Consider the following 20,084-nt stretch of genomic DNA (forward strand, 5'->3'; position numbering starts at 1 on the left):
GTTGACTACGAAAGCCTGCTGACCAGACGGATTGGCATGACCACATGTCGCTGAGCCTCTTCGCCCAGACGAACACCAAAGAACAGGCACAAGTGACCGATTCGTCCCACGAGTGTTAGATGAGCACCCTTCAAAAAACTGGGCAGGGCTCAGCCCTTGCCCAGTTTCCACGTTTTTGAAACTCAGACCAGCTTGCGTTCGTAAGGATCGGAGCTGATGCCCGCAGCGACGATGTCACGGCTCCATTGCTTGGCCGAGAAGAGCGAATGGTCGCGGTAGTTGCCGCAAGAGGTGATCTCAGTGCCTGGCACGTCGTCCCAGGTGGCCTTTTCGGCGATGAACTCCAGCGACTCCTTCAGGGCCTTGGCCACATCCTCGGTCGAATGACGGCCCCAGGCAAGCAGGTGGAAGCCCGTCCGGCAGCCGAAGGGCGAGCAGTCGATGTAGCCGGGGATGCGCTCGCGCAGGAGCACGGCGATGGTGTGCTCGATGGTGTGCAGCCCGGCAGTAGGAATGGCGTTCTGATTGGGCTGGACCAGGCGCAGATCATAGTTGGAGATGATGTCTCCCTGGGGGCCCTTCTCCTCGTCGATCAGACGAACGTAGGGCGCCTTGACCTTGGTGTGATCCAGCTGGAAGCTCTCTACGATTGGTTTGTCAGCCATTATTATTTCCTTTCCTCTCGGGCGCCTAATCTGCAAGGGCAGCCACGATGAAGTCATGTATATCTCATGGTAGGCCGACCCGCCTATCAGATTCGGCCGCGCCCATGACCACATTCACTCCTTTTCTGGCCGAGAACTTGGAGATGACCCCCATGAACTGGGGTCCATATTGATCCAGTTTGTGCTGTCCCACCCCGTTGACAGCCAGGAAGGTCGCATCATCGACTGGACGCAGACGACACATATCGCGCAGCGCCTTGTCGGAGAAGACGATGTAGGGGGGCTTGCCGATCTCACGGGCTATGCTGGTCCGCAGATCGCGCAGCTTCTGGAAAAGTTCCTCGTCCTCTGGGTTGGCATCACTTGCATCGACCTGATCGAGATCGTCATCGTCAAGCGTCGAAGAAGATCCGCCGCCGAAGACCTTGCCTGAGGCACTCGGTCGTTCCGTCCGTTTGATCTCATAATGAAAGTCCGGACTGACCGTCTGCGCGGCCTTGGGCCCGAAATGGACCATGGGCAGCCGTCCTTCGGTGATGTACAGATACCCGTCCGAGGCCATCTGGTTGAGCACGTCGCGGATTCGCGCCTCTGGAACCTGGGCCAGAGCGCCATAGCTGGGGCACCGATCCAGCCCTCGTCGAAGAAGGTCCTGCGAGCGCGAACCCCGGAGGATCTGGGCGATCTTGCCGGAGCCGAACCCCTGATTCACATCATGCACGCACCTGCTGATGGCACGGGCCACATCGCTGACATCGATAGTCGTAAAGGTGCTCAGACAGTTGGAACAGTTTCGGCAGCCGCCGCTGCCCGTGTCGGGATGCCCGACCGGGACGGATTTGCCCTTGTCGGCCTCGGCAGGCGAAAGGCCCGCGGCAGCCTGGTCCACTTCCTCGCCGAAGTAGCGCAACATGTACTGGTGAAGGCAGCCGGTAGTTCGACAGTAGCCGATCATGACGTTGAGCAGACGCCGGTGTTCGGCCCTGACCGCTTCAGCCTGCTCACCGGTCAGTCTGTCGTTGCCGTTGTCCATGTCCAGCAAACGTCTGCGGGTGACGATGTCGCTCTCGTTCCACAGCAATGAGCATCGGGCGGGCTCACCGTCACGTCCCGCCCTGCCTGCTTCCTGGTAGTAGGCCTCGATGCTCTCGGGCATGTTGTGATGGATGACATAGCGCACGTTGGACTTGTCAATGCCCATGCCGAAGGCATTGGTGGCCACGACCACCTGCACCTTGTCGTTGACGAAGTCCCGTTGCGCCTGCTCCCTGTCCTGGGCATCCATGCCCGCGTGGTAGCTGACAGCGCTGACACCAGCCTTGGCCAGATCATCCGCCAGGGCTTCGGTCTCCTTGCGGGTGGCGCAGTAGACGATGCCTGAGTCATCTCCATGCTTCAGGGCATACTGGACCACCCAGCGATTCTTGTATTTGCTCTCCAGCTTGATCACATCGAAGAAGAGGTTGGGCCTGTCGAATCCCGTCACCGCTACGTAAGGATCGTCCAAGCCCAGCATGTATACAATGTCGCGCCGAACCTTTTCGGTCGCTGTAGCAGTGAAGGCTGCCACCGTGGGTCGACTAGGCAGGGATCTGATGAAGTCGCCGATTCCCAAGTAGGCAGGGCGGAAGTCCTGACCCCACTGGGATACGCAGTGGGCTTCATCCACGGCCAGCAGGGAGATTCTCGTACGCTGGGCAAATTCTCTGAATCTGGGGGCATCCAGCCGTTCGGGAGCCACGTAGAGGATTTTGCTTCGTCCCTGGGCAGCCTGAGCCAGGGCTAGGGACTGCTCATTCATATCCTGGGTGGAATTGACGAACGAAGCCGGGATGCCGGCATCCTCCAACCCGTCCACCTGGTCCTTCATCAGGGAAACCAAGGGAGAGATGACGATGGTCAGACCGTCCAGAAGGGTGGCAGGGATCTGATAGCAGATGGACTTGCCAGCCCCGGTCGGCATAACACCCAGGCAGTCTCGCCCATTCAGAATGGCCTTGACCAGATCCTCCTGACCCGGACGAAAGGACTCATATCCGAAATACCGTTTCAGCGCCTGCCCTGCATCCTGGATGTCCACCATGATTCCCCAGTCTATTGCCCCGGCAGGAGTCAAGCAGTGGGCGAACGACCATGTGGTCAATCGTTGCCGGAACGCTTAGCCATCCTGCCACTAACCCAGAATGTTGAACCCTTGGATAGCTGGTAGCTGCCGACGGCTGGTGAGCCAGTAGCTGAACAGGATGCATATGGCGGAGAAGACTAACGTGAAGACCACTTGGGGCCAGAGTAAATATACGGTGACGTACCCCCATAAATCAACATTCATGAAGGGGCTTAAGGTCTTGTACATCCAATGGCCGCGCATAAGGTTGATTATCTGAACCGCCGTTTGCTGCCACCCCCAGAAATTCCAGCCGGAAATCGAATGCCAGAAACCGATACAGATCAACAGCCCCACCAGCAGCAGGCATCTGCCTTTTCGATCAAGATGGGCGGCGAGGTCACCCAGCACCTGGCCAAGCAGAACGAAGGCTATCTGCACCATAAAGACATGCAACGCCAGAGCCAGCCAACGGGACGGCTGCTGAGCATACGACTGGTTAAAACATGACACACTCCAGGGATCAAGAGTTAGCCTCCAAGGCGAACAGCCCTGCACGAGAAACCTTTGGTAACTTTCCGTAAAGGGCATCCATCCGATTTGGCCTAGGCTGCTGATAATCGCGACCACGATCATGAAAGTGGTTGTCGCCAGGGCCATGACCACATTGGAGATGATCTGGGTCCATGCGATTGTAGAACGAGTCACAGCGTTGGAGATCAGGGGCCGGAAAGTCGTCAGTGAGCAGACGAAGGCGGTGGCCATGAGCACCATTTCGGTGAACAGACCGGTGAACCCGGAGCTCAAGGGGATGAACCCCATAACACCCAGAGTGAGGACGAGAGCCCAAATCGAAAAGACGATCAGCCTCGGCATCACCTGTACGCGCAGAGCCATCCGGGTCTGCACCGCAGGCGACAGGAAACTCTTGATTCGGGCCCACCCTTCAGCTGGTCCAGCACCCAGGTCGGGGCTTTCTGGCCCCAGCTTGGTCTTCGTCCGCACTGCCCCCGCAACTTGCGTGTTATTCATTGTGCCGCTCCTTCCGTTATCTGGACGAAGTAGGTCTGCAGATCCATTGGGGCGACAATAAGCCCCTTGGGCTGCTCGTCGGACACTGGCCCCTCGAAGCTGACGCGCAGCAGGTCGCCGATGCGCTGCCTGCTCAGCAGCTGTGGGTCGCCCTGGGCAAGGTAGCCCTCCACGTCACGCGGACGGCCAGTGACAGTGGTCCCCAGGGCAGACAGATCATCCACGCTGAAAGATCGCAGGACCCGCCCCTGGTCGATGATCGTGGCGCGGGAGATGAGCTGGCTGACCTCGTTGATGATATGGGTGGCGATGATCATGGTCGGTCCGCGGTGCTGATAGGCCTCCAGAACGAAGGAGTAGATCCTCTCCCTGGCCGCCGCATCCATTCCTGTCGTCGGTTCATCCAGAATGAGGTATTCCACAGGCAGGCAGAGTCCGATGACGTCCTTGACCACCTGACGCTGCCCCATGGAGAGGGAAGCAAAAGTGTCAGTCAGCCTCAATGCGAAGCTCTTAAGAATACGCTCAGCCAAGTGCCAGTCGAAATCACCGTAAAACCCCTCGGCCATGGCGAATGCTTGTCTAATGTGTCGTCGGGATGGATAGGGCCAGGTTTCATTGACCAGGGCCACGCGGCGAACGATTCTTGAGTCGCTGACCAGATCGCTTCCATCCAGGTGGATCAGCCCCTGGTCAGGAAGTGTCCTGCCCGTCATCAGATTGCACAGGGTGGACTTGCCGGCCCCGTTCCGCCCGAAGAGTCCGTATATATTACCGGGCTCAAAGCAGAGTGAGATCTCATCCAGGGCCTTCAGCTTTCCGTACGATTTGTCCACCTTGGAAACTGTCAGACTCATTGGTAGACCCTTTCTATGATGGCGTCCAGGTCCTCACGAGATACGTCCAGAGACTTGGCTTCTTTGACCAGATCCTGGAACCTTCCGTTCAGGAGCTCGTTCCTCCGACGCTCACGAACACTCCGGCCCGCACCGGCAGTGACAAACATGCCCAGCCCCCGCCGTTTCTCCAGAAGGCCCCGGTCGACCAACAGGTTCATCCCCTTGAGGACGGTGGCCGGGTTGATCTGGTAGGCGGTCGAGATTTCCGTGGTGCTGGGAATCCTCTCACCATCGGCGACCAGACCCTCGGCTATGGCTTCGGTCAGCCGGTCCGCCACCTTCATGAAAACGGGCCGACCATCCGGTATTTCGATCGCCATCGTTTGACCGCCTTGTCTGCCTTGATTCGGAGTGCCGAATTAGGACCTTTACAACTGTTTATTACTTAGTTACTTGAGTAACTAACCAACAGTCTACGATTTGTTCTTCCAACCGTCAAATCAAATGCAGTCGTAATCCGCCCGGTTGCTCTGCGCAGATACTTCCGCTGCCCTACTTCATCCCAGCAAGAACGGACATGCCCTCATGTAATTCTGCTTAGCCAGGATGCCGTATAAGCACGGACGCCTACAGGGTTGCAGCTGCCAGCAGCTGACGGGTATAGGACTGACTGGGGTGATCGAGGATGGTCTGCACCGGCCCCTCCTCAACCACCCTCCCCTGGCTGAGCACCATGACCCTGTCCGCGATGTGCTGGACCACGCCCAGATCATGGGAGATGATGATCATGGACATGCCATTTGACGGATCACTCTGCTGTCTGGACTGGGCCATGATGGATTGAAGGGTATGGAGAATACCTACGCGTGCTGATACATCGATGGCGCTCATGGGCTCATCGGCCAGGAGTATCCGGGGCTTGACGACCAGGGCCCGGGCTATGGCCGCCCGCTGGGCCTGGCCTCCGGACAGATCGGAGGGATAAGCCGTCATGATCCTGCCCGGATCAAGCTGAACCTCTGACAAGACCTTGGCCACCTGATCAGCAGAGCCCGTCCCACCCTGACGACGATGCCATAGGTGCCCGCTTCCCCTGCGCCTGACAGCCAGAAGAGGTTCAGCGACCGATCGACCAATGGTCCAGCGCGGGTCGAGGGAGGCAAAAGGGTTCTGAAAGACCAGAGCAGAGTCCCGGGCAAGCTCCTTGGCGGCCGGGGAACCATGCAGAACTGGTCTGCCCTCATATGCCACCTGCCCGGCATCAGGCCTCAACTGACCAAGGAGCATACGGGAAAGCGTGGTCTTCCCTGAACCGGACTCCCCTATGATCGCCAAGCACTCCCCCGGCAGGAGGGAGACATCGATCCCGTCAACCGCGGCCTTTCTAGCCGTGCCGCTGCCAGTGGAGGCATAGACCTTGGTCAGGCCTTTCCCGGTCAGGATCGGATCGGCATGTGCACCGTCAGTCGCCCTCATGCTTGCCTCCAACTGCGCTCAGTGTCAACTCCTTGGCGGCTCTCACCAAAGTCCTGCCCTGTGAACTGGATGGGTTGCGCAGAATGCTCTGCGTTTGTCCGCTTTCCACCACTCGACCCGCGTCAAGGATGTAGCAGTAATCAGCAACCCGAGCCAGGACGGAGAAATCATGGGTGATGAACAGCAGAGAGGCCCCGCTCTGGTCAACCAAGGAAACCAATAGGTCTACGATCTGCCGCTGGGTGATGGCATCCAGGGCCGTGGTCGGCTCGTCCGCCAGGATCAGTCTGGGCTTGGTGACCAGGGCTGTAGCTATAGCCGCCCGCTGCTGCTGGCCCCCCGACAGCTCATGTGGATAGGAGCCAGCCAGATCCGCATCCAACTCGACCTGGGACAATATCTCCATGACTCGTCTACGCCTTTCCTGGGCACTCAGACGGTAGTGGCGACGGAGAGGCAGCTCGACCTGGCTGTAAATTTTCTTGACCGGGTTCAGGGCCGTGGAAGGATTCTGAAAGATCATGCCCATCCGGGAACCGCGAAGGTCCGCCAGAGACCGGTCATCCGAACCGAGAATCTGAAACCCGTCCACCAGAATGGATCCCGACAGGGAGGCCGTCAGCGGTGCAGCGCCCAGAACGCTACGGGCTATCATCGACTTTCCAGAGCCAGAGGAGCCGATCAGGCCGACCCGTTGGCCGTCTGCCACTTTGAGGTCCACCTGGTCAAGAATGGTGTGGCCATTGATGGACAGGTTCAGGCCGTCAATACTCAGGGACATCATTGACCTCCCTCTTCTGCATGGACCGCATTCTTGACATGATGACCAGAGTCATCTAATTGCGCAGACGTTTCCTGGCGCTCCTCAGAGGGGAGAGCGGACCGTCCAGCGGCAGTCACGGCCGCCCTGAGGCTGGGGTTGGTAACTGGATCGATGGCATCACGCAGGGCATCCCCGAACAGGTTCAGCGCTACCACCACCATGGTGACCACCAAGCCGGGCCAGAGCACAGTCAGTGGGAAGACGTTGATGAACTTAACAGAGGTGGTCAGTGAGTGCCCCCAAGAGGGTAGGCCAGAGGGGACACCCACCCCTAGGTAGGTCAACCCTGCCTCGGCCAGAACGGAGGTCCCTGCTGACATGGAAAGCTGCACGCACAGGACAGGAATGACATTGGGCACCAGGTGGGTGCAGAAGATTCTGAAGGACCCGATCCCGCTGTGCCGGGCGGATTGCACGTAGTCAGACTCTGCCACCAGAAGCGCCTGGGGCCGTACGATCCGGGCCAGGTTGAGTCCGTAGCCGAACCCACAGGCCAAGACGACCACGGCAATGCTGGGTCCCAGGGGAACAGCCAGGATCAGGGCCAGCAGAACTGTGGGCAGGGAAATCAGAGCGTCGACCAGGACTACGACCGTCTGCGATACTCCTGAACGGCGCGAGACCATGGCCATGACCAGAAGAAGTCCCAATACGCCCGACAGGATGACAGCCAGAAGGCTGATGGCCAGGTTGGTTGCCGACCCCGCCATCAGCCAGGAGAGGATGTCTGCTCCAGTGCCGTCTGTACCCAACAGGTGGTCGCGGCTGGGGGCCTGCCAGATCCGATACCCATCAGTGGCCCAAATAGGGACCGGGGTCCAGAACCTGGAGACCAGGGAGACAAGGATCCAAATGGCCAGAACAATCAGCGAGTATCGACCCGAGGCCTTGCGCCACATGCTGACCAGCACCACCCGCATCCGCCCGAAGAATCCCAGTCGGCCCGGGAATGCGGCACTCGACCCCAGGCGTGGCCCGTCTGCGTGTTCACAGCTCATCGGTCCGCCACCTCCCGCCTGGCCGTACCTCGAAAACGCGGATCGATCAGTCTATGGATAACGTCCACCAGCAGTCCCAGGAAAAGGAAGAAGGCCGCCAGAAGAAGCAGCTCGGACTGAACGGCCGGAAGATCCCGGTTGCCCACGTCGGTGATCAGCATGGAGCCCAGTCCTGGCAGAGCAAACAGATTCTCGCTGACCATGACCCCCGTGATCATCTCGGCCATGGTCAGCCCGACCACGGAGACCAGCTGGGGGGAAGCCAGCCGCAGACCGATGCGCAGGGCGGCCTGGGTTCGGGTCATCCCGCAGGCCATGCCCATGTCCACATACCCCGAAGAGAGCATGTCAGTAAGGAGGGATCGGGTGTACCGCATGATGCCGGCACCCACGATGATGCCGGTGGACAGAGCAGGCAGAATCAAGGACGACAGGGCCTGCCCCGGCTGAGCCCAGCCGAGAGCAGGAAAGCCCTGGGAGGACAGCAGACCGATTAGGCCACTTCCCTTGGCAAAGAGCATGATCAGAAGCAGCCCTGACCAGAGGGCCGGCACTGATCCGCCCACGATGGCTGCCATGTGGCTGAGAGACTGCATCCGTGGCGAGCGTGCCAGAGCCGCCGCACAGCCCAGGGGAATACCCAGCAACAGGGCCACGCCCAATCCCAAAAGAATCAGCGGGAAGGTGATCTGGGCCCGGATGCCCACCTGGGAGGCAATGGAACGGTTGGTCAGAATGGATCTGCCCAGGTCCCCTTCAAGAAAGTCGCTGATCCAATCCAGATACTGCCGCGGGTAGGAGCGGTCCAGCCCCATCTGCCGACGCAGCCGGTCGACGCGCCCAGGCGGGGCATCCAGTCCGGCCATGACTGCGGCAACATCCCCGGGCAGGATACGCAGGGCCAGGAAGATCAGCAGGGAGATGCCCATCAGTGCCAAGATGAAGAGCAACACGCGCCGCATCAGGAATCTGGCCATGGTCATGCCCGCCTGTAGGCCACGTCAGACAAGGGCATGAGAGACTGGTTCAAATCGACCGGGAAGCCCTCCAATCCTGTCCGCCAGGCCGTGGTCACCCGGTAATTGAAGAGCCAGTCCGCCGCCGCGTCGTTGCTGACGATTCGGGCGGCCCGGGCCAGGAGCCTGTCGGAGTCATCGGCAGAGGTCGTGGCCATGGCCTTCTGATAGAGCTCCTGGACCTGACGATTGTCATAGTTGTAGTAGTAGCCCGGGTTGGCCCACTGATGGAAGTCGTGGCTCTCGCCATGATCCACCAGAGACAGGTCATAGTCCTTGTTGGCATGTACGTCCTGCAGCCATACCGAAAACTCCACCACCCTCACATCCAGGTCGATGCCCACCTGACGCAGCTGCGAGCGCAGCTGATCACCCAACTCGCTGCCGTAGGTGTTGGCGTAGGTCAACCGCAGCTTGAGAGGGTGGTCGGGACCATACCCGGCCTGTGCCAGGAGCCTCCGTGCCTGCTCCGGATCGTGGGGGTAGAGACCGGTCAAATCCTGATAGCCGGGATCCAGAGAGGGTATGGGTCCGCCCAAGGCCCTGTCCGATCCGCCTCGGGAGGCAATCAGCTGCCGATGGTCAATGGCATGGCGGATGGCCTGACGTACCCGCGGGTCGGATGTAGCGGCACCCTTGCCATTCATGGCTAGGACGTACTTGTCGGTGTCGTCGCCCGCCTTGACCTGGAAGTCGGGGCTGTTGCGGAATGGGCTGGCCAGGTTCTCGGTGACCGGAGCCAGCACCTGCACATCCCCGCTGCGCAGGGCGTTGACGGCGGCGTTGTCGTCATTGAGGTAGCGGATGACGATGGTTGGCGTCTTAGGCTTGTCGCTGCCCCAATAGTGAGGATCGGCCTTGAGTGTGACCGAATCGTTTGGTCGGAAGCTTTCCAGCAGGTATGGGCCGGATCCCACGGCCTGGGTCTTCATGTCATAATCGGCCCGCCGGTCAAAGACCAGACCAGCCCGGCCGCTCAGCTGCCAGAGCAGATCCTGGTATGGTCTGGACAGCGCCAGGCGCACCGTCAGAGGATCTGTGGCCTGAACGCCCTGGAAGCCCTCCAGCATCTCGCTGCCCTGATAATGGCCTGCCATGAGCCCACGAATGGAGTCAACCACGTCCTGGGCCCGAAGAGCATGACCGTTGGAGAAGCGGATGCCCTCATGCAGGTGGAAGGTGTAGACCAGGCCGTCCTCGGAGACATCCCAGGTCCTGGCCAGGCCCGGACGCACCCGGTTCCGGGAATCCCGTGACACCAGGCCCTGATAGACATTGCCGATCAGAAGCTGATCCAGCGCTGTGCCCGACTGGTTGCGGATGTCCAGATTGGTGGGAGCCAGCTTGAGTCCCACCGTGACCGTGTCCGCCACGGTTCCGCCCCCGGCTTGCCCAGCGGCTCCACGATGCCCGGTCCACAGGGAGAATGCCAAGGCCAGGGCCAGCAGGAGACTGAGCAGCTTCCAGGGCAGGGTGTTACCGCCCGACCTCATGGGCCTGATCCTGGCGTTGAGTTCGGGGTCAGTGCTGGGGCCTGACTCCTGGGCCGCATCTGTATCTGTTGCGGTCACGCTGCCATGCGCATGCGTGCCGTGTCGATCTGCGTTCATTGACGAATCCTTATGCTGTGGTTGACCGCCATTCTGGTCGATCACCGCCCACAAGCATACTCCCCGAAGCCATCACCCAGGCTTATGCGCCTAGGATGGATTCGAAAAGCGCCACGCGCCCGGACGACGGCAGGGAGGAAGAGACATGCTGCTGGCCATCGACATCGGCAATACCAACATCGAGGTCGGATTCATGGAGGGCGACCGGGTCGCCGCCTCCTACAGACTGACCACAAGAATCGACCACACAGCTGACGAGTTCGGGCTTCTGCTGGGACAGCTCATGGCCCTGGCCGGCTACAAGACTGCGGATGTGCAGGACGCCATCATCTCCTCGGTGGCTCCTGCGGTCATGCACGCCGTCAGGTCCTGCCTGATCCGTTTCTTTTCCATCGACCCCATGGTGGTAGGCCCCGGCGTGAAGACGGGCATGAACATCCGTTTGGACGACCCGCGTTCCCTGGGCGCCGACTGCTTGGCCGACTGCGTAGGCGCATTCAACCGCTACGGAGGGCCGGTCTTGGTCATCGACTTTGGCACTGCCACCACCTTCAACTATGTGGATGCCAAGGGCGCCATCCGCTCCGGCCTGATCGTGCCGGGTATCCGCTCGGGGGCCCAGGCCCTTGCCGGCCAGACCGCCCAGCTGCCCCAAGTGGAAATCACCCGTCCTCAGACCATCATGGCCACGGGTACCAAAACGGCCATGCAGGCCGGGCTCTACTACAACTTCCTGGGCGGCCTGGAGCGGATCATCCGTCAGTACCGCAGCGAGATAGGCCGAAACTTCCACGTGGTGGCCACGGGCGGCATGGGTCGCACCTTCTCACAGGACACTGACCTGATCGAGGTCTACGATCCCGAGCTGATCTTCACCGGCATGTACAGGATTCACCAGCTCAATGCCGATGGCCGACCACACGCTGCACCAGCGCACCATTGACCTGCAGAATGGCCTGTTTGCCGTCTTTGTCGATGCCGGTCAGCGAGCCCACCAGGACCTGGCCCTCCACCTGAACCTGCACCGGATGCCTGGTGCGATTGAACAGAAAGACAAAGCGCGTCCGATCATCCTGGCTGACTCGCTCAACTCTCAACAGATCGGGGTCGCCCTGAGCCGACCTCATATCGGCAACATCCAGGGCCTCCAAAAGGGCAGGAAGGACCTTGGCCAGACCCTGGGCGTCCAGACGGCAACCCAGGTAGGCAGCCTTGCCATGACCCCAGTCATGGACGGTCATGGCCGGCATGCCATCCATCCCCGTCCAGGGATCAGCCCGGTAGCTTGCCAGGACCTTGGTACCCTTGTCCAAGTGGCCGATGACATCGGCCCAATCGTGGGCCGTAACCCCGTTGGTCAGGTCCAGATGGTCCAGCAGACCAGGCGTGCCGGGGACCATGGGTGCGAACTCCTCGATCGACAGCCCTAGCAGGTCCCGGAGCGGCCCCGGATACCCACCGGTCCAGACGCGGTCCTGTTCGTCGGCGATACCGCTGCCCCAGGTGACGATCAGCCGCCCTCCACTATGTACATACTTGTGGAGCCGTTTGGAGAGATCAGCGTCGATCAGGTAGAGGGATGGCAGGACCACTAGCGGGTACTCCTCCCAGGCAGCCCTGACCGGCAGGACATCAGGCCGGATGGCGTTGTCCAGAAAGGCTCGGTACCAGACCGGCGGCTCCTGACCATGCTCGACCCGATTGCTGGGCGAGGACGCGTGGGAGCTGGCCCACTGGCTTGCGTAGTCGAAGACCAGGGCCAATGGGGCCCTGGCCAGCGTGCTACCCGCCAGACCGGCCTGCGAGAGCCCCTGCAGGTCCTCTCCCAATTGGCAGACATCACGGAAGACGGCCGTGTCCTCGCCGGCGTGAGGCAGCATGGCCGAGTGGAACTTTTCCGCGCCAGCACGGGACTGTCTCCACTGGAAGTAGCAGATGGCATCAGCACCGAGTGCCAGGTGAGCCAGGGAATCGCGCTCCAGCTGTCCGGGCTCCTTGCGGGGATTGACCGGCCGCCAGTTGACCGCCGATGTGGCCTGTTCCATAAGCCACCAGGGACGTCGGCGGGCGATGGCATCCACCAGGCTGGAGGAATAGGCCAGCTCCTCCAGGTGATCCCTGCCTGGCGTCGCGTAGTGGTCATTGGCCACAAAGTCCACCTGGTCGCCCCAGTCGTCGTAGTCCAGGGTAAATCCGCCGGCGCTGACCATGAAGTTGGTGGTCAAAGGTATATCCGGGGTAATCTCAGCCAGGGTGTCACGCTCAGCCATGTAGAAATCCTTGAGGGCGTCGGAGCTGAACCGCTCGAAGTCCAGCATGCGTCCCGGATTCTGGAAATTCCCCTGACCGATGAAACGCGGCGGCAGAATCTGTGAGAAGTCACTCAGCCTCTGCGACCAGAAATCCGTGCCCCAGGCACGGTTGACGGCCTCGATGTCCTTGTAACGGTGGCGGCACCAACGCTGGAAGGCCCTCATGGCATCGTCGGAATAGTCGAAACGATTGTGGCAGCCATATTCGTTGCCCACATGCCAGGCCACCAGGTAAGGGTTATCCCGGTAGTGCTCGGCCATGGCCCGGCAGAGCTTCAAGGCATAGGAGCGGAAGATCGGCGAAGTGGGCCGCCAGTGCTGCCGGGCCCCGGGCCAGACCGTGTCACCTCGCTCGTCCCTGAGCAGAACTTCGGGATGTGCCTGGGTCAGCCAGAGCGGCGGGGAGGCCGTGGCCGAGGCCAGGTTGACCCCGATGTCCGCCCGACCGAGCCTGTCAATGATTCGGTCCAGCCAATCAAAGTCGAAAACGCCCTCGCTGGGCTCAATGCGCGACCAGGAGAAGACTGCCAGGGCCACCACGTTGACCCCTGCCTTAGTCATCAGCCTGATATCTTCATCCCAGACATCCTCGGGCCACTGGTCGGGGTTGTAGTCGCATCCGTACCAGAGGGACTGCTGACCCTTGAGATGCTTGGGCCATCGATAGGCCCGCCGTGTCGGTTTGCTCATGGGTAGAACCTCCTGGTCCGTCTTGATCCTCGGACGGGGATGCCTGCCGCGTCCACGTCGCCCCGCAGCTCCGGGATCCCCTGACCATTATGTCCCGCCAGGCTGACTGTTCAGGCTTTTTCTTGAGAATCCAAGGGAACAGAGGAGGTGAAGGTGCGCTTAACCCCCGTGAAGGGGTCAGTGAATTCCAGACGACGGGCCACCAATTGCAGAGGCCGGGAGAAGTCGTCATAGGCACGAGTCTGAATCCGGGGGTAGAGATCGTCGCCCACTATGGGCAGGCCCAAAGAGCTCATATGCACCCGAAGCTGATGGGTCTTGCCTGTCTGCGGATAGAGCGTGTAGGTGGCCAGACATCCCTGGCCCGTAGTCAGTTCGATCCCGGTAATGGCATTGACGGGCCCGCGCTCCTCCCAGGCCTGGAGAACCCCTCGGCGTTTGATCACCCAGGAGCGGCGCTCTAATGGGAAGACCCGGGGCGGAGCCAGGTGTCGCACAGTGCCGGTCCGCGGACGAACCATGGGTCGCACCGGCGCCAGACACTGGTAGACCTTGCGCACGCGATGCTCCTGGAAGAGCATCTGGTAGGCCCGCCTGGCAGCCGGATCGCGCACCAGAACCAGCACTCCCGCAGTGGCCCTGTCAAGCCTGTGGGCGGGTATGATGTCGGGCTCCCCGTAAAGCTTTCGTATTTTGATCAACACGGTTTCCGCGTGCCACATCCCCCTAGGCATAGTAGCCAGGAAGTGGGGCTTGTCGACCACAATGATGCGACGGTCCTCATAGATGACTTTGGGCTCGAAGGGGATCTGCGGCTCCTCCAGAACGATCCGATGCCCCCGCTGCTCGGACCCGACGACCACGGACAGCCTCTATTCCACAGTGACCGACTTGGCCAGATTGCGGGGCTTGTCCACATCCAGGCCCTTGAGCCGGGCCATGTCCAGAGCGAACAGCTGCAGGGGGACCACATCCACCAGCGGGCTGATCAGGGTCGGGCAGGGCGGCCGCCAAAAGACCACGTCGGCATAGCGGTCGGCGTCCGGGTCGCCCTCCTCAGCCACGACGATGGTGAAGGCACCGCGGGCCTTGACCTCTTCGATGGCCGAGATGACCTTGTCATGCAGCACGTTGCGGCCCCGGGCGCTGGGGACGACGACCACCACAGGCTCCCCCGGCTCCACCAGGGCGATGGGCCCGTGCTTGAGCTCGCCGGCGGCAAACCCCTCGGTGAAGATGTAGGCGATCTCCTTGAGCTTGAGCGCCCCTTCCAGAGCCACCGGATAGCCCACATGCCGCCCCAGGAAGAGGAAGGAACGGGCCTTGGACATGCGCTGAGCCGTCTGCTCGATGACCTCGGCCTGCCCATCCAGCACTTTCTGGATCTTGGCAGGCATGGCCTTGAGGCTGTCGATGGTCTGGTGGATCTCGTCTCGATACATGGTTCCCTTGACCTGGGCCAGGTAGAGCCCCAGCAGGTAAGCCGCTACGATCTGGGCCAGGAAAGCCTTGGTGGAGGCCACAGCCACCTCGGGACCAGCGTGCGTGTAGAGCACGGCATCGGACTCCCTGGGGATGGTGGACCCCTGGGTGTTGCAGATGGCCAGGACCCGTGAACCCTGCTCTCGTGCGTGCCGAAGCGCCATCAGCGTGTCCATGGTCTCTCCGGACTGGGATATGGCCACGACCAGGGTGCGCGGGGTCAGAATGGGATCACGGTAGCGGAACTCGTGGGCCAGCTCGACCTCCACCGGGATGCGGACCCAATGCTCGATAGCGTACTTGGCCACCAACCCTGCATAGGAGGCCGTCCCGCAAGCCACAACGATGATCTTGTCGATCTGGCGGAAGACCTCCTCATCGATGTGGACCTCGTCCAGATCCAGGTCGCCTGACTCGTCGTACCGGCCCAGCAGAGTATTGGAGACCGCCGCAGGATCCTCATGGATCTCCTTGTCCATGAAGGAGTCCCATCCGCCCTTTTCAGCGGCCGAGGCATCCCAATCGATGGTGTAACGGCGGGGATGCTCCACTGGATGCCCCTGAAAATCAGTGACCTTGACCTGGTCTGCGCTGATGCAGACAGCCTGGTCCTGTCCAAGCTCCATGGCCTGGCGCGTATAGGCCACGAAAGCCGCCACATCGGAACCCAGGTAGTTCTCTCCATCTCCCAGTCCGACCACCAGCGGCGAATCATGTCGGATGCCTACCACCAGATCGGGCTGCCGTGAATCCACGGCCAGGATGGTGAAAGCTCCTTTAAGCATACGGGCCAGCCGCCTGATGGCCTCGAAGATGTCTGGTTGGCCGGTGGCTTCGATAATCTCCTGTGCGATCTTGCCCAGAAGCTTGGCAGCCACCTCGGTGTCCGTGGAGGAGACGAAGGTGTACCCCTCGGTTTCCAGGTCCAGCCGCAGTCTGGATGCGTTCTCGATGATCCCGTTGTGGATCAGTGCGACCTTGCCGTCACAGCTGATGTGGGGATGAGCGTTGACATCAGTGGGTTCGCCATTAGTGGCCCAACGGGTGTGGCCGATGCCCACGGTGGCCTCGGGCATGGACTTGGCCTTCAGATCTGCAACCAGATTGCCCAGGCGCCCGGCCTTCTTACGCACGGCCACCCGTGCCATCCCCGGAGCTGCCAGGGCAACTCCGGCGGAATCATAGCCCCGGTACTCCAAGCGTTCCAGGCCCTTGAGACAGACCTCCAAGGGCCTACCGCAGGCCGTCCGTACTGATCCCGCATAACCGACAATTCCGCACATGGGCCCCAGTCTAGCCATGGGAGCTCGGCCGCCGACCATCCAGAAGGCTTCTTGCCGGAATTTCTACAACCTGAACAGCGCCTGTTTCTAGAGCACGGTATGCAGGAACTCAGTGAACCGCTCGGTGCGAGGGTGATCGATGATGTCAGGGCCTCCCTGCTCCACCACGACACCCTGGTCCATGAAGATGATCTGCTCGGCCACCTCGCGGGCGAAGCCCATCTCATGGGTGACCACCACCATGGTCATGCCCTGTTGAGCAACCTGCCGCATGACCCCTAGAACCTCCCCCACCAGCTCTGGATCCAGGGCTGAGGTGGGCTCGTCAAAGAGCATGATGTCAGGGTGCATGGCCAAGGCTCGCGCGATGGCCACACGCTGCTGCTGGCCGCCGGAGAGCTGAGCGGGATAGTAGTCCATCCTGTCCTCAAGCCCTACACGTTCCAGCTGGGCCTGAGCCTCCTTGCGGGCATCGGTCTTGGGAACCCTACCCACATGGACCGGGGCCTCCATGACGTTCTCCAAGGCAGTCATGTGGGGGAAGAGGTTGAAACGCTGGAAGACCATGCCGATCTTGGAGCGCTGCCTGGCAATGGCCTTATCATCCAGTGTCTGCAGCACGGGACCCTTGCCGGTGTCGACCTTCCGGTAACCGGTCAGTTCGCCGTCCACGTAGATTTCGCCGGCTGTACGGGTCTCCAACTGGTTGATCAGCCGCAGCAAGGTTGACTTGCCTGAGCCGGAAGGTCCTAGAACAGCCGTTACCGTGCCAGGCATGACCTCCAGGTCGATCCCCCGAAGCACATGCTGATCGCCGAATACCTTGTGCACATTCCTGATGACGATGGCCGGATCCTTGCCGCCCTTGCCATCGTGCTCGGTCTGCCTGTCCTCGTCCATGATTCTCCTCCTGCACTCAGGCGTTCAGCCCGGCCATCATGACCTTGTTGACCTTATCAGTCTCCTGACGGGCCTGCGGATCATCGCCATCCTTGCCGTCCTTGGCCCCTGACCCAGCCAGGGGGCGCGAGTCGAAGCCCTTGCCGAAGTGCTTCTCCAGCTGGGCCTGGATGACCATCAGAACGGAGGTGATGACCAGGTACCAGATACAGGCCACAATCAGCAGCGGGATGGTCTTGTAGATGCGATTGGCAATAGCGTTGGTGGCGAACTGGAGCTCCAGGGTGAAGGGCACGGCAAGAGCCAGGGATGTGGTCTTAAGCATGCCAATGGTCTCATTGCCGGTAGGCGGCACAATGATGCGCATGGCCTGAGGCAGGACGATCCGTCGCATGATCATGGACGGGGGCATGCCCAGAGCCTTGGCGGCCTCCTCCTGGCCGGGATCCACAGCCTCGATGCCGGCACGAACGATTTCGGAAAGATAGGCAGCCTCGTTCAGTCCCAAGCCCAGAACCGTAGCCACGGTGGCGTTCAACACGGTTTTAGTGTCGATGCTCCAGAATTCAGGCCCGAAGGGGATACCGATGGCCAGCTTAGGAATCAACACGGAAAGCAGGCCCCAAAAGACCAGCTGGGTGTACACAGGAGTGCCACGGAAGAACCAGATGAAGAACCAGCTGACCCAGCGCAGCACCGGATTGGATGACTTGCGCATGACCGCCAGGATGATGGCCAGGATTGTAGCCAGGACCATGGCATAGACGGTCAGCAGAAGGGTCCACTTGATGCCGTCCAAGACGTGCTCATTGAAGAGATACTTCCAGACCGTAGGCCAATCAAAGTTAGGATTAGTCACCATGCCGTGGATCAGCATGGCCACGAAGATGGCCACGATGACGGCAGCGACGATCGGCCCCGGCTTACGCACCGGCCTGGCATGTATTCTGCCGGGGATCTGAATCTCGTCCGTCCCTTTCTTGGTATGCATCTCCTGCTTCCTTCCGCACCGCTGAACTTACTCAGGCCTATCCTATTAGCTGAACTACCTTCTTAGGCGCGGGTCGCCCGATGTGATGACCCGCGCCTGGCCTTGCCTCAATCAGAAACCGCAGGGTTGATTTCAGCCTTTTCGACCGCGCCGCTCTGAACGCCCCAGTTCTTGAGAATCTTGGCGTAGACGCCGTCGTCAATCAGCTTCTGAAGAGCCGCCTGGGTGGCCTCGGCCATGCCGCTGCCCTTCTTCAGAGCGGCACCTTGCAGAACAATGTCGGTATCCTTGCCCAGCTTCTCCAGCTGTCCATCGGTCTGCTTGATGGCATACCCGGTCACCTGGGAATCGGCGTAGAACACGTCGATCTTGCCATTGACCACTGCTGTGGCGGCATCGGTCTGCTGCTTGTAGGACTGCACATCCACCGGCTTCTTGCCCTTGGCCTTGCACTCGGCCGAAATCTTGTCGGCTGCCTGCTGCTCTTCGATGGTCCCGGTCTGCACGCCGACCTTGACGCCGCAGATGTCGTCAGGATTGATCTTGGAGGGGTTCCCCTTCTTGACGGCAAAGGCCGTGCCCGCCTTGAATGTGGTGACGAAGTCGACCGACTGCATCCGCTCCTTGGTGATGGTGAAGCTGGAGATGCCCGCGTCATACTTGCTGCCGATGGCCGGGATGATGGTATCGAAGGAGGCGCTGACCATCTGCCCATCGAGCCCCATGACCTTGGCAATGGCGTTCGACAGGTCCACGTCAAAGCCAATCGGGGTCTTTCCATCCTCACTCATGAACTCGCCAGGCGCATATGAGGTCTCCATACCCACGGTCAGCTTGCCGTCCTTGGAAACCGACTCGGGCACCTTGGCCGCGATGGCCGGATCCTTCTTGATGCCACTGACGTCAAAAGCCGCTGGGTGGGAGCTTGTGGTGGCCTTGCCCGATGCACTGCCGGTGTCCGCCTCGTCTGTGGTTCCGCAGGCTCCGATGGAGGCCAGCAGGGTGATACTCAGAGCCGTCGCCAACACCGCCTTGATCTTGCCCATGTCTTCTCCTCTTCCGGACCGCCCAGAAGCGACCCCTCATTGCTCTTGATTTTCTCTTGGTTGACATGCACTATTATGCACATATTTGTATTTTTATGCACACAGAATTAGGTTAACTCTATATTGCGAACTGCATATTCTGGTGTTTTTTGGCTCTATAGCTAGCCAAAGGCGCTATCGGGGATTGTCTGATGCCACCCGCCCCGGGCGTGTCGAATCTGCATAGAGCAGAGAGCGATCAGCGGGCGACTCTTAGTCTTTAGGAGTTTTGGGATGTTTATCTGAGAGCTCAGCCGCGCCGGTTGCGGTAACGCATGGCCCTTTGGGCCTCGCGGCGATCCTGCTCCTCCCGCAGAGACTGGCGCTTGTCGTACTCGCGCTTGCCTCGGGCCACAGCGATCTCTACCTTGACCCTGCCGTCCTTGAAGTACAGGCTCAGGGGGACGATGGTATAACCTTTGGCCTGAATCTGCCGCTCCAAGCGAACGATCTGCTTGGCGTGAAGGAGCAGCTTACGCTTGCGCCTGGGAGCGTGGTTGTTCCAGGTGCCATTGAGGTATTCAGGAATATTGGCGTTCTCCAACCAGACCTCGTGCCGCCGGTCAATGCTGACGAACGACTCGGCCAGAGAAGCACGCCCCTCGCGCAGAGACTTGACCTCAGTCCCCGTCAGCGCGATGCCGGCCTCATACCGATCCTCAATCTGGTAGTCATGACGGGCCCTGCGATTCTGGGCGATCATCGACGTGCCGGTTTCCTTAGCCATAATATCCTCCTCTCGATCGCGCCAAGGAGGCTACTTGGCACTCCAGACAGC

At 60.6% G+C, this 20,084-nt stretch carries 18 protein-coding genes; 1 reads left to right on the forward strand and 17 read right to left on the reverse strand.

The window, feature by feature from the left end:
• Positions 1 to 182: 182 nt before the first annotated feature.
• The 10 genes from ACUIAI_RS05465 to ACUIAI_RS05510 all read right to left on the reverse strand — a co-directional run bounded on the left by ACUIAI_RS05465 (position 183) and on the right by ACUIAI_RS05510 (position 10,563).
• Entirely contained in the window at positions 183 to 665 is a 483-nt protein-coding gene (locus ACUIAI_RS05465) for an S-ribosylhomocysteine lyase (protein WP_029678668.1), read from the reverse strand.
• A 64-nt stretch (positions 666 to 729) separates the two neighbouring features.
• A complete protein-coding gene (locus tag ACUIAI_RS05470; RefSeq protein ID WP_445341793.1) occupies positions 730 to 2,748 on the reverse strand; it encodes a RecQ family ATP-dependent DNA helicase in 2,019 nt (672 codons plus the stop codon).
• Positions 2,749 to 2,838: 90 nt separating this feature from the next.
• Positions 2,839 to 3,801, reverse strand: coding sequence for a hypothetical protein (locus tag ACUIAI_RS05475; RefSeq protein ID WP_445341794.1), 963 nt, complete (start codon positions 3,799 to 3,801; stop codon positions 2,839 to 2,841).
• Complete coding sequence (locus tag ACUIAI_RS05480; protein ID WP_445341795.1) at positions 3,798 to 4,658, reverse strand: ATP-binding cassette domain-containing protein; 861 nt, start codon at positions 4,656 to 4,658, stop codon at positions 3,798 to 3,800. Before ACUIAI_RS05480 ends, ACUIAI_RS05475 begins: the two co-directional genes overlap by 4 nt.
• Complete coding sequence (locus tag ACUIAI_RS05485) at positions 4,655 to 5,020, reverse strand: GntR family transcriptional regulator (protein WP_045935617.1); 366 nt, start codon at positions 5,018 to 5,020, stop codon at positions 4,655 to 4,657. Before ACUIAI_RS05485 ends, ACUIAI_RS05480 begins: the two co-directional genes overlap by 4 nt.
• A 247-nt stretch (positions 5,021 to 5,267) precedes the next feature.
• A complete protein-coding gene (locus tag ACUIAI_RS05490) occupies positions 5,268 to 6,116 on the reverse strand; it encodes an ABC transporter ATP-binding protein (protein ID WP_445341796.1) in 849 nt (282 codons plus the stop codon).
• Positions 6,103 to 6,897, reverse strand: coding sequence for an ABC transporter ATP-binding protein (locus tag ACUIAI_RS05495; RefSeq protein WP_445342822.1), 795 nt, complete (start codon positions 6,895 to 6,897; stop codon positions 6,103 to 6,105). Before ACUIAI_RS05495 ends, ACUIAI_RS05490 begins: the two co-directional genes overlap by 14 nt.
• Positions 6,897 to 7,859 (reverse strand): ABC transporter permease, encoded by a 963-nt coding sequence (locus tag ACUIAI_RS05500; RefSeq protein WP_445342823.1) that lies wholly within the window; start codon positions 7,857 to 7,859, stop codon positions 6,897 to 6,899. The genes ACUIAI_RS05495 and ACUIAI_RS05500 overlap by 1 nt, the downstream gene beginning before the upstream one ends.
• Positions 7,860 to 7,933: 74 nt before the next feature.
• A complete protein-coding gene (locus ACUIAI_RS05505; protein WP_445342824.1) occupies positions 7,934 to 8,914 on the reverse strand; it encodes an ABC transporter permease in 981 nt (326 codons plus the stop codon).
• A 2-nt stretch (positions 8,915 to 8,916) separates the two neighbouring features.
• Positions 8,917 to 10,563, reverse strand: a complete 1,647-nt coding sequence (locus ACUIAI_RS05510) for an ABC transporter substrate-binding protein (protein ID WP_445341797.1) — start codon at positions 10,561 to 10,563, stop codon at positions 8,917 to 8,919.
• A 145-nt stretch (positions 10,564 to 10,708) separates the two neighbouring features.
• Between ACUIAI_RS05510 and ACUIAI_RS05515 the strand changes: the two genes are divergently transcribed.
• The gene (locus tag ACUIAI_RS05515; protein WP_445341798.1) at positions 10,709 to 11,506 is read left to right on the forward strand and encodes a type III pantothenate kinase; all 798 of its coding nucleotides are present in this window, start codon (positions 10,709 to 10,711) and stop codon (positions 11,504 to 11,506) included.
• On the opposite strand, the gene ACUIAI_RS05520 is transcribed toward ACUIAI_RS05515, so the two are convergent.
• The 7 genes from ACUIAI_RS05520 to smpB all read right to left on the reverse strand — a co-directional run bounded on the left by ACUIAI_RS05520 (position 11,463) and on the right by smpB (position 20,033).
• Positions 11,463 to 13,565 carry a beta-galactosidase gene (locus ACUIAI_RS05520; RefSeq protein ID WP_445341799.1) on the reverse strand — a complete coding sequence of 701 codons (2,103 nt, stop codon included), beginning with the start codon at positions 13,563 to 13,565 and terminating at the stop codon, positions 11,463 to 11,465. The genes ACUIAI_RS05515 and ACUIAI_RS05520 overlap by 44 nt on opposite strands.
• A 110-nt stretch (positions 13,566 to 13,675) precedes the next feature.
• Positions 13,676 to 14,428, reverse strand: coding sequence for a pseudouridine synthase (locus ACUIAI_RS05525; RefSeq protein WP_445341800.1), 753 nt, complete (start codon positions 14,426 to 14,428; stop codon positions 13,676 to 13,678).
• A gap of 9 nt (positions 14,429 to 14,437) precedes the next feature.
• Complete coding sequence (glmS, locus tag ACUIAI_RS05530; RefSeq protein WP_445341801.1) at positions 14,438 to 16,330, reverse strand: glutamine--fructose-6-phosphate transaminase (isomerizing); 1,893 nt, start codon at positions 16,328 to 16,330, stop codon at positions 14,438 to 14,440.
• Positions 16,331 to 16,417: 87 nt separating this feature from the next.
• Positions 16,418 to 17,230: an amino acid ABC transporter ATP-binding protein gene (locus tag ACUIAI_RS05535; RefSeq protein WP_445341802.1), complete on the reverse strand. Its 813-nt coding sequence runs from the start codon at positions 17,228 to 17,230 to the stop codon at positions 16,418 to 16,420.
• A gap of 16 nt (positions 17,231 to 17,246) precedes the next feature.
• On the reverse strand, positions 17,247 to 18,221 hold the full coding sequence (locus ACUIAI_RS05540; RefSeq protein WP_445341803.1) for an amino acid ABC transporter permease: 975 nt from the start codon (positions 18,219 to 18,221) through the stop codon (positions 17,247 to 17,249).
• Between the two features lie 107 nt (positions 18,222 to 18,328).
• The gene (locus ACUIAI_RS05545; RefSeq protein WP_445341804.1) at positions 18,329 to 19,267 is read right to left on the reverse strand and encodes an ABC transporter substrate-binding protein; all 939 of its coding nucleotides are present in this window, start codon (positions 19,265 to 19,267) and stop codon (positions 18,329 to 18,331) included.
• Positions 19,268 to 19,556: 289 nt separating this feature from the next.
• Positions 19,557 to 20,033, reverse strand: a complete 477-nt coding sequence (smpB, locus tag ACUIAI_RS05550; RefSeq protein WP_445341805.1) for an SsrA-binding protein SmpB — start codon at positions 20,031 to 20,033, stop codon at positions 19,557 to 19,559.
• Positions 20,034 to 20,084 lie beyond the last annotated feature (51 nt).

The organism is Bifidobacterium sp. ESL0827 (assembly GCF_052606685.1).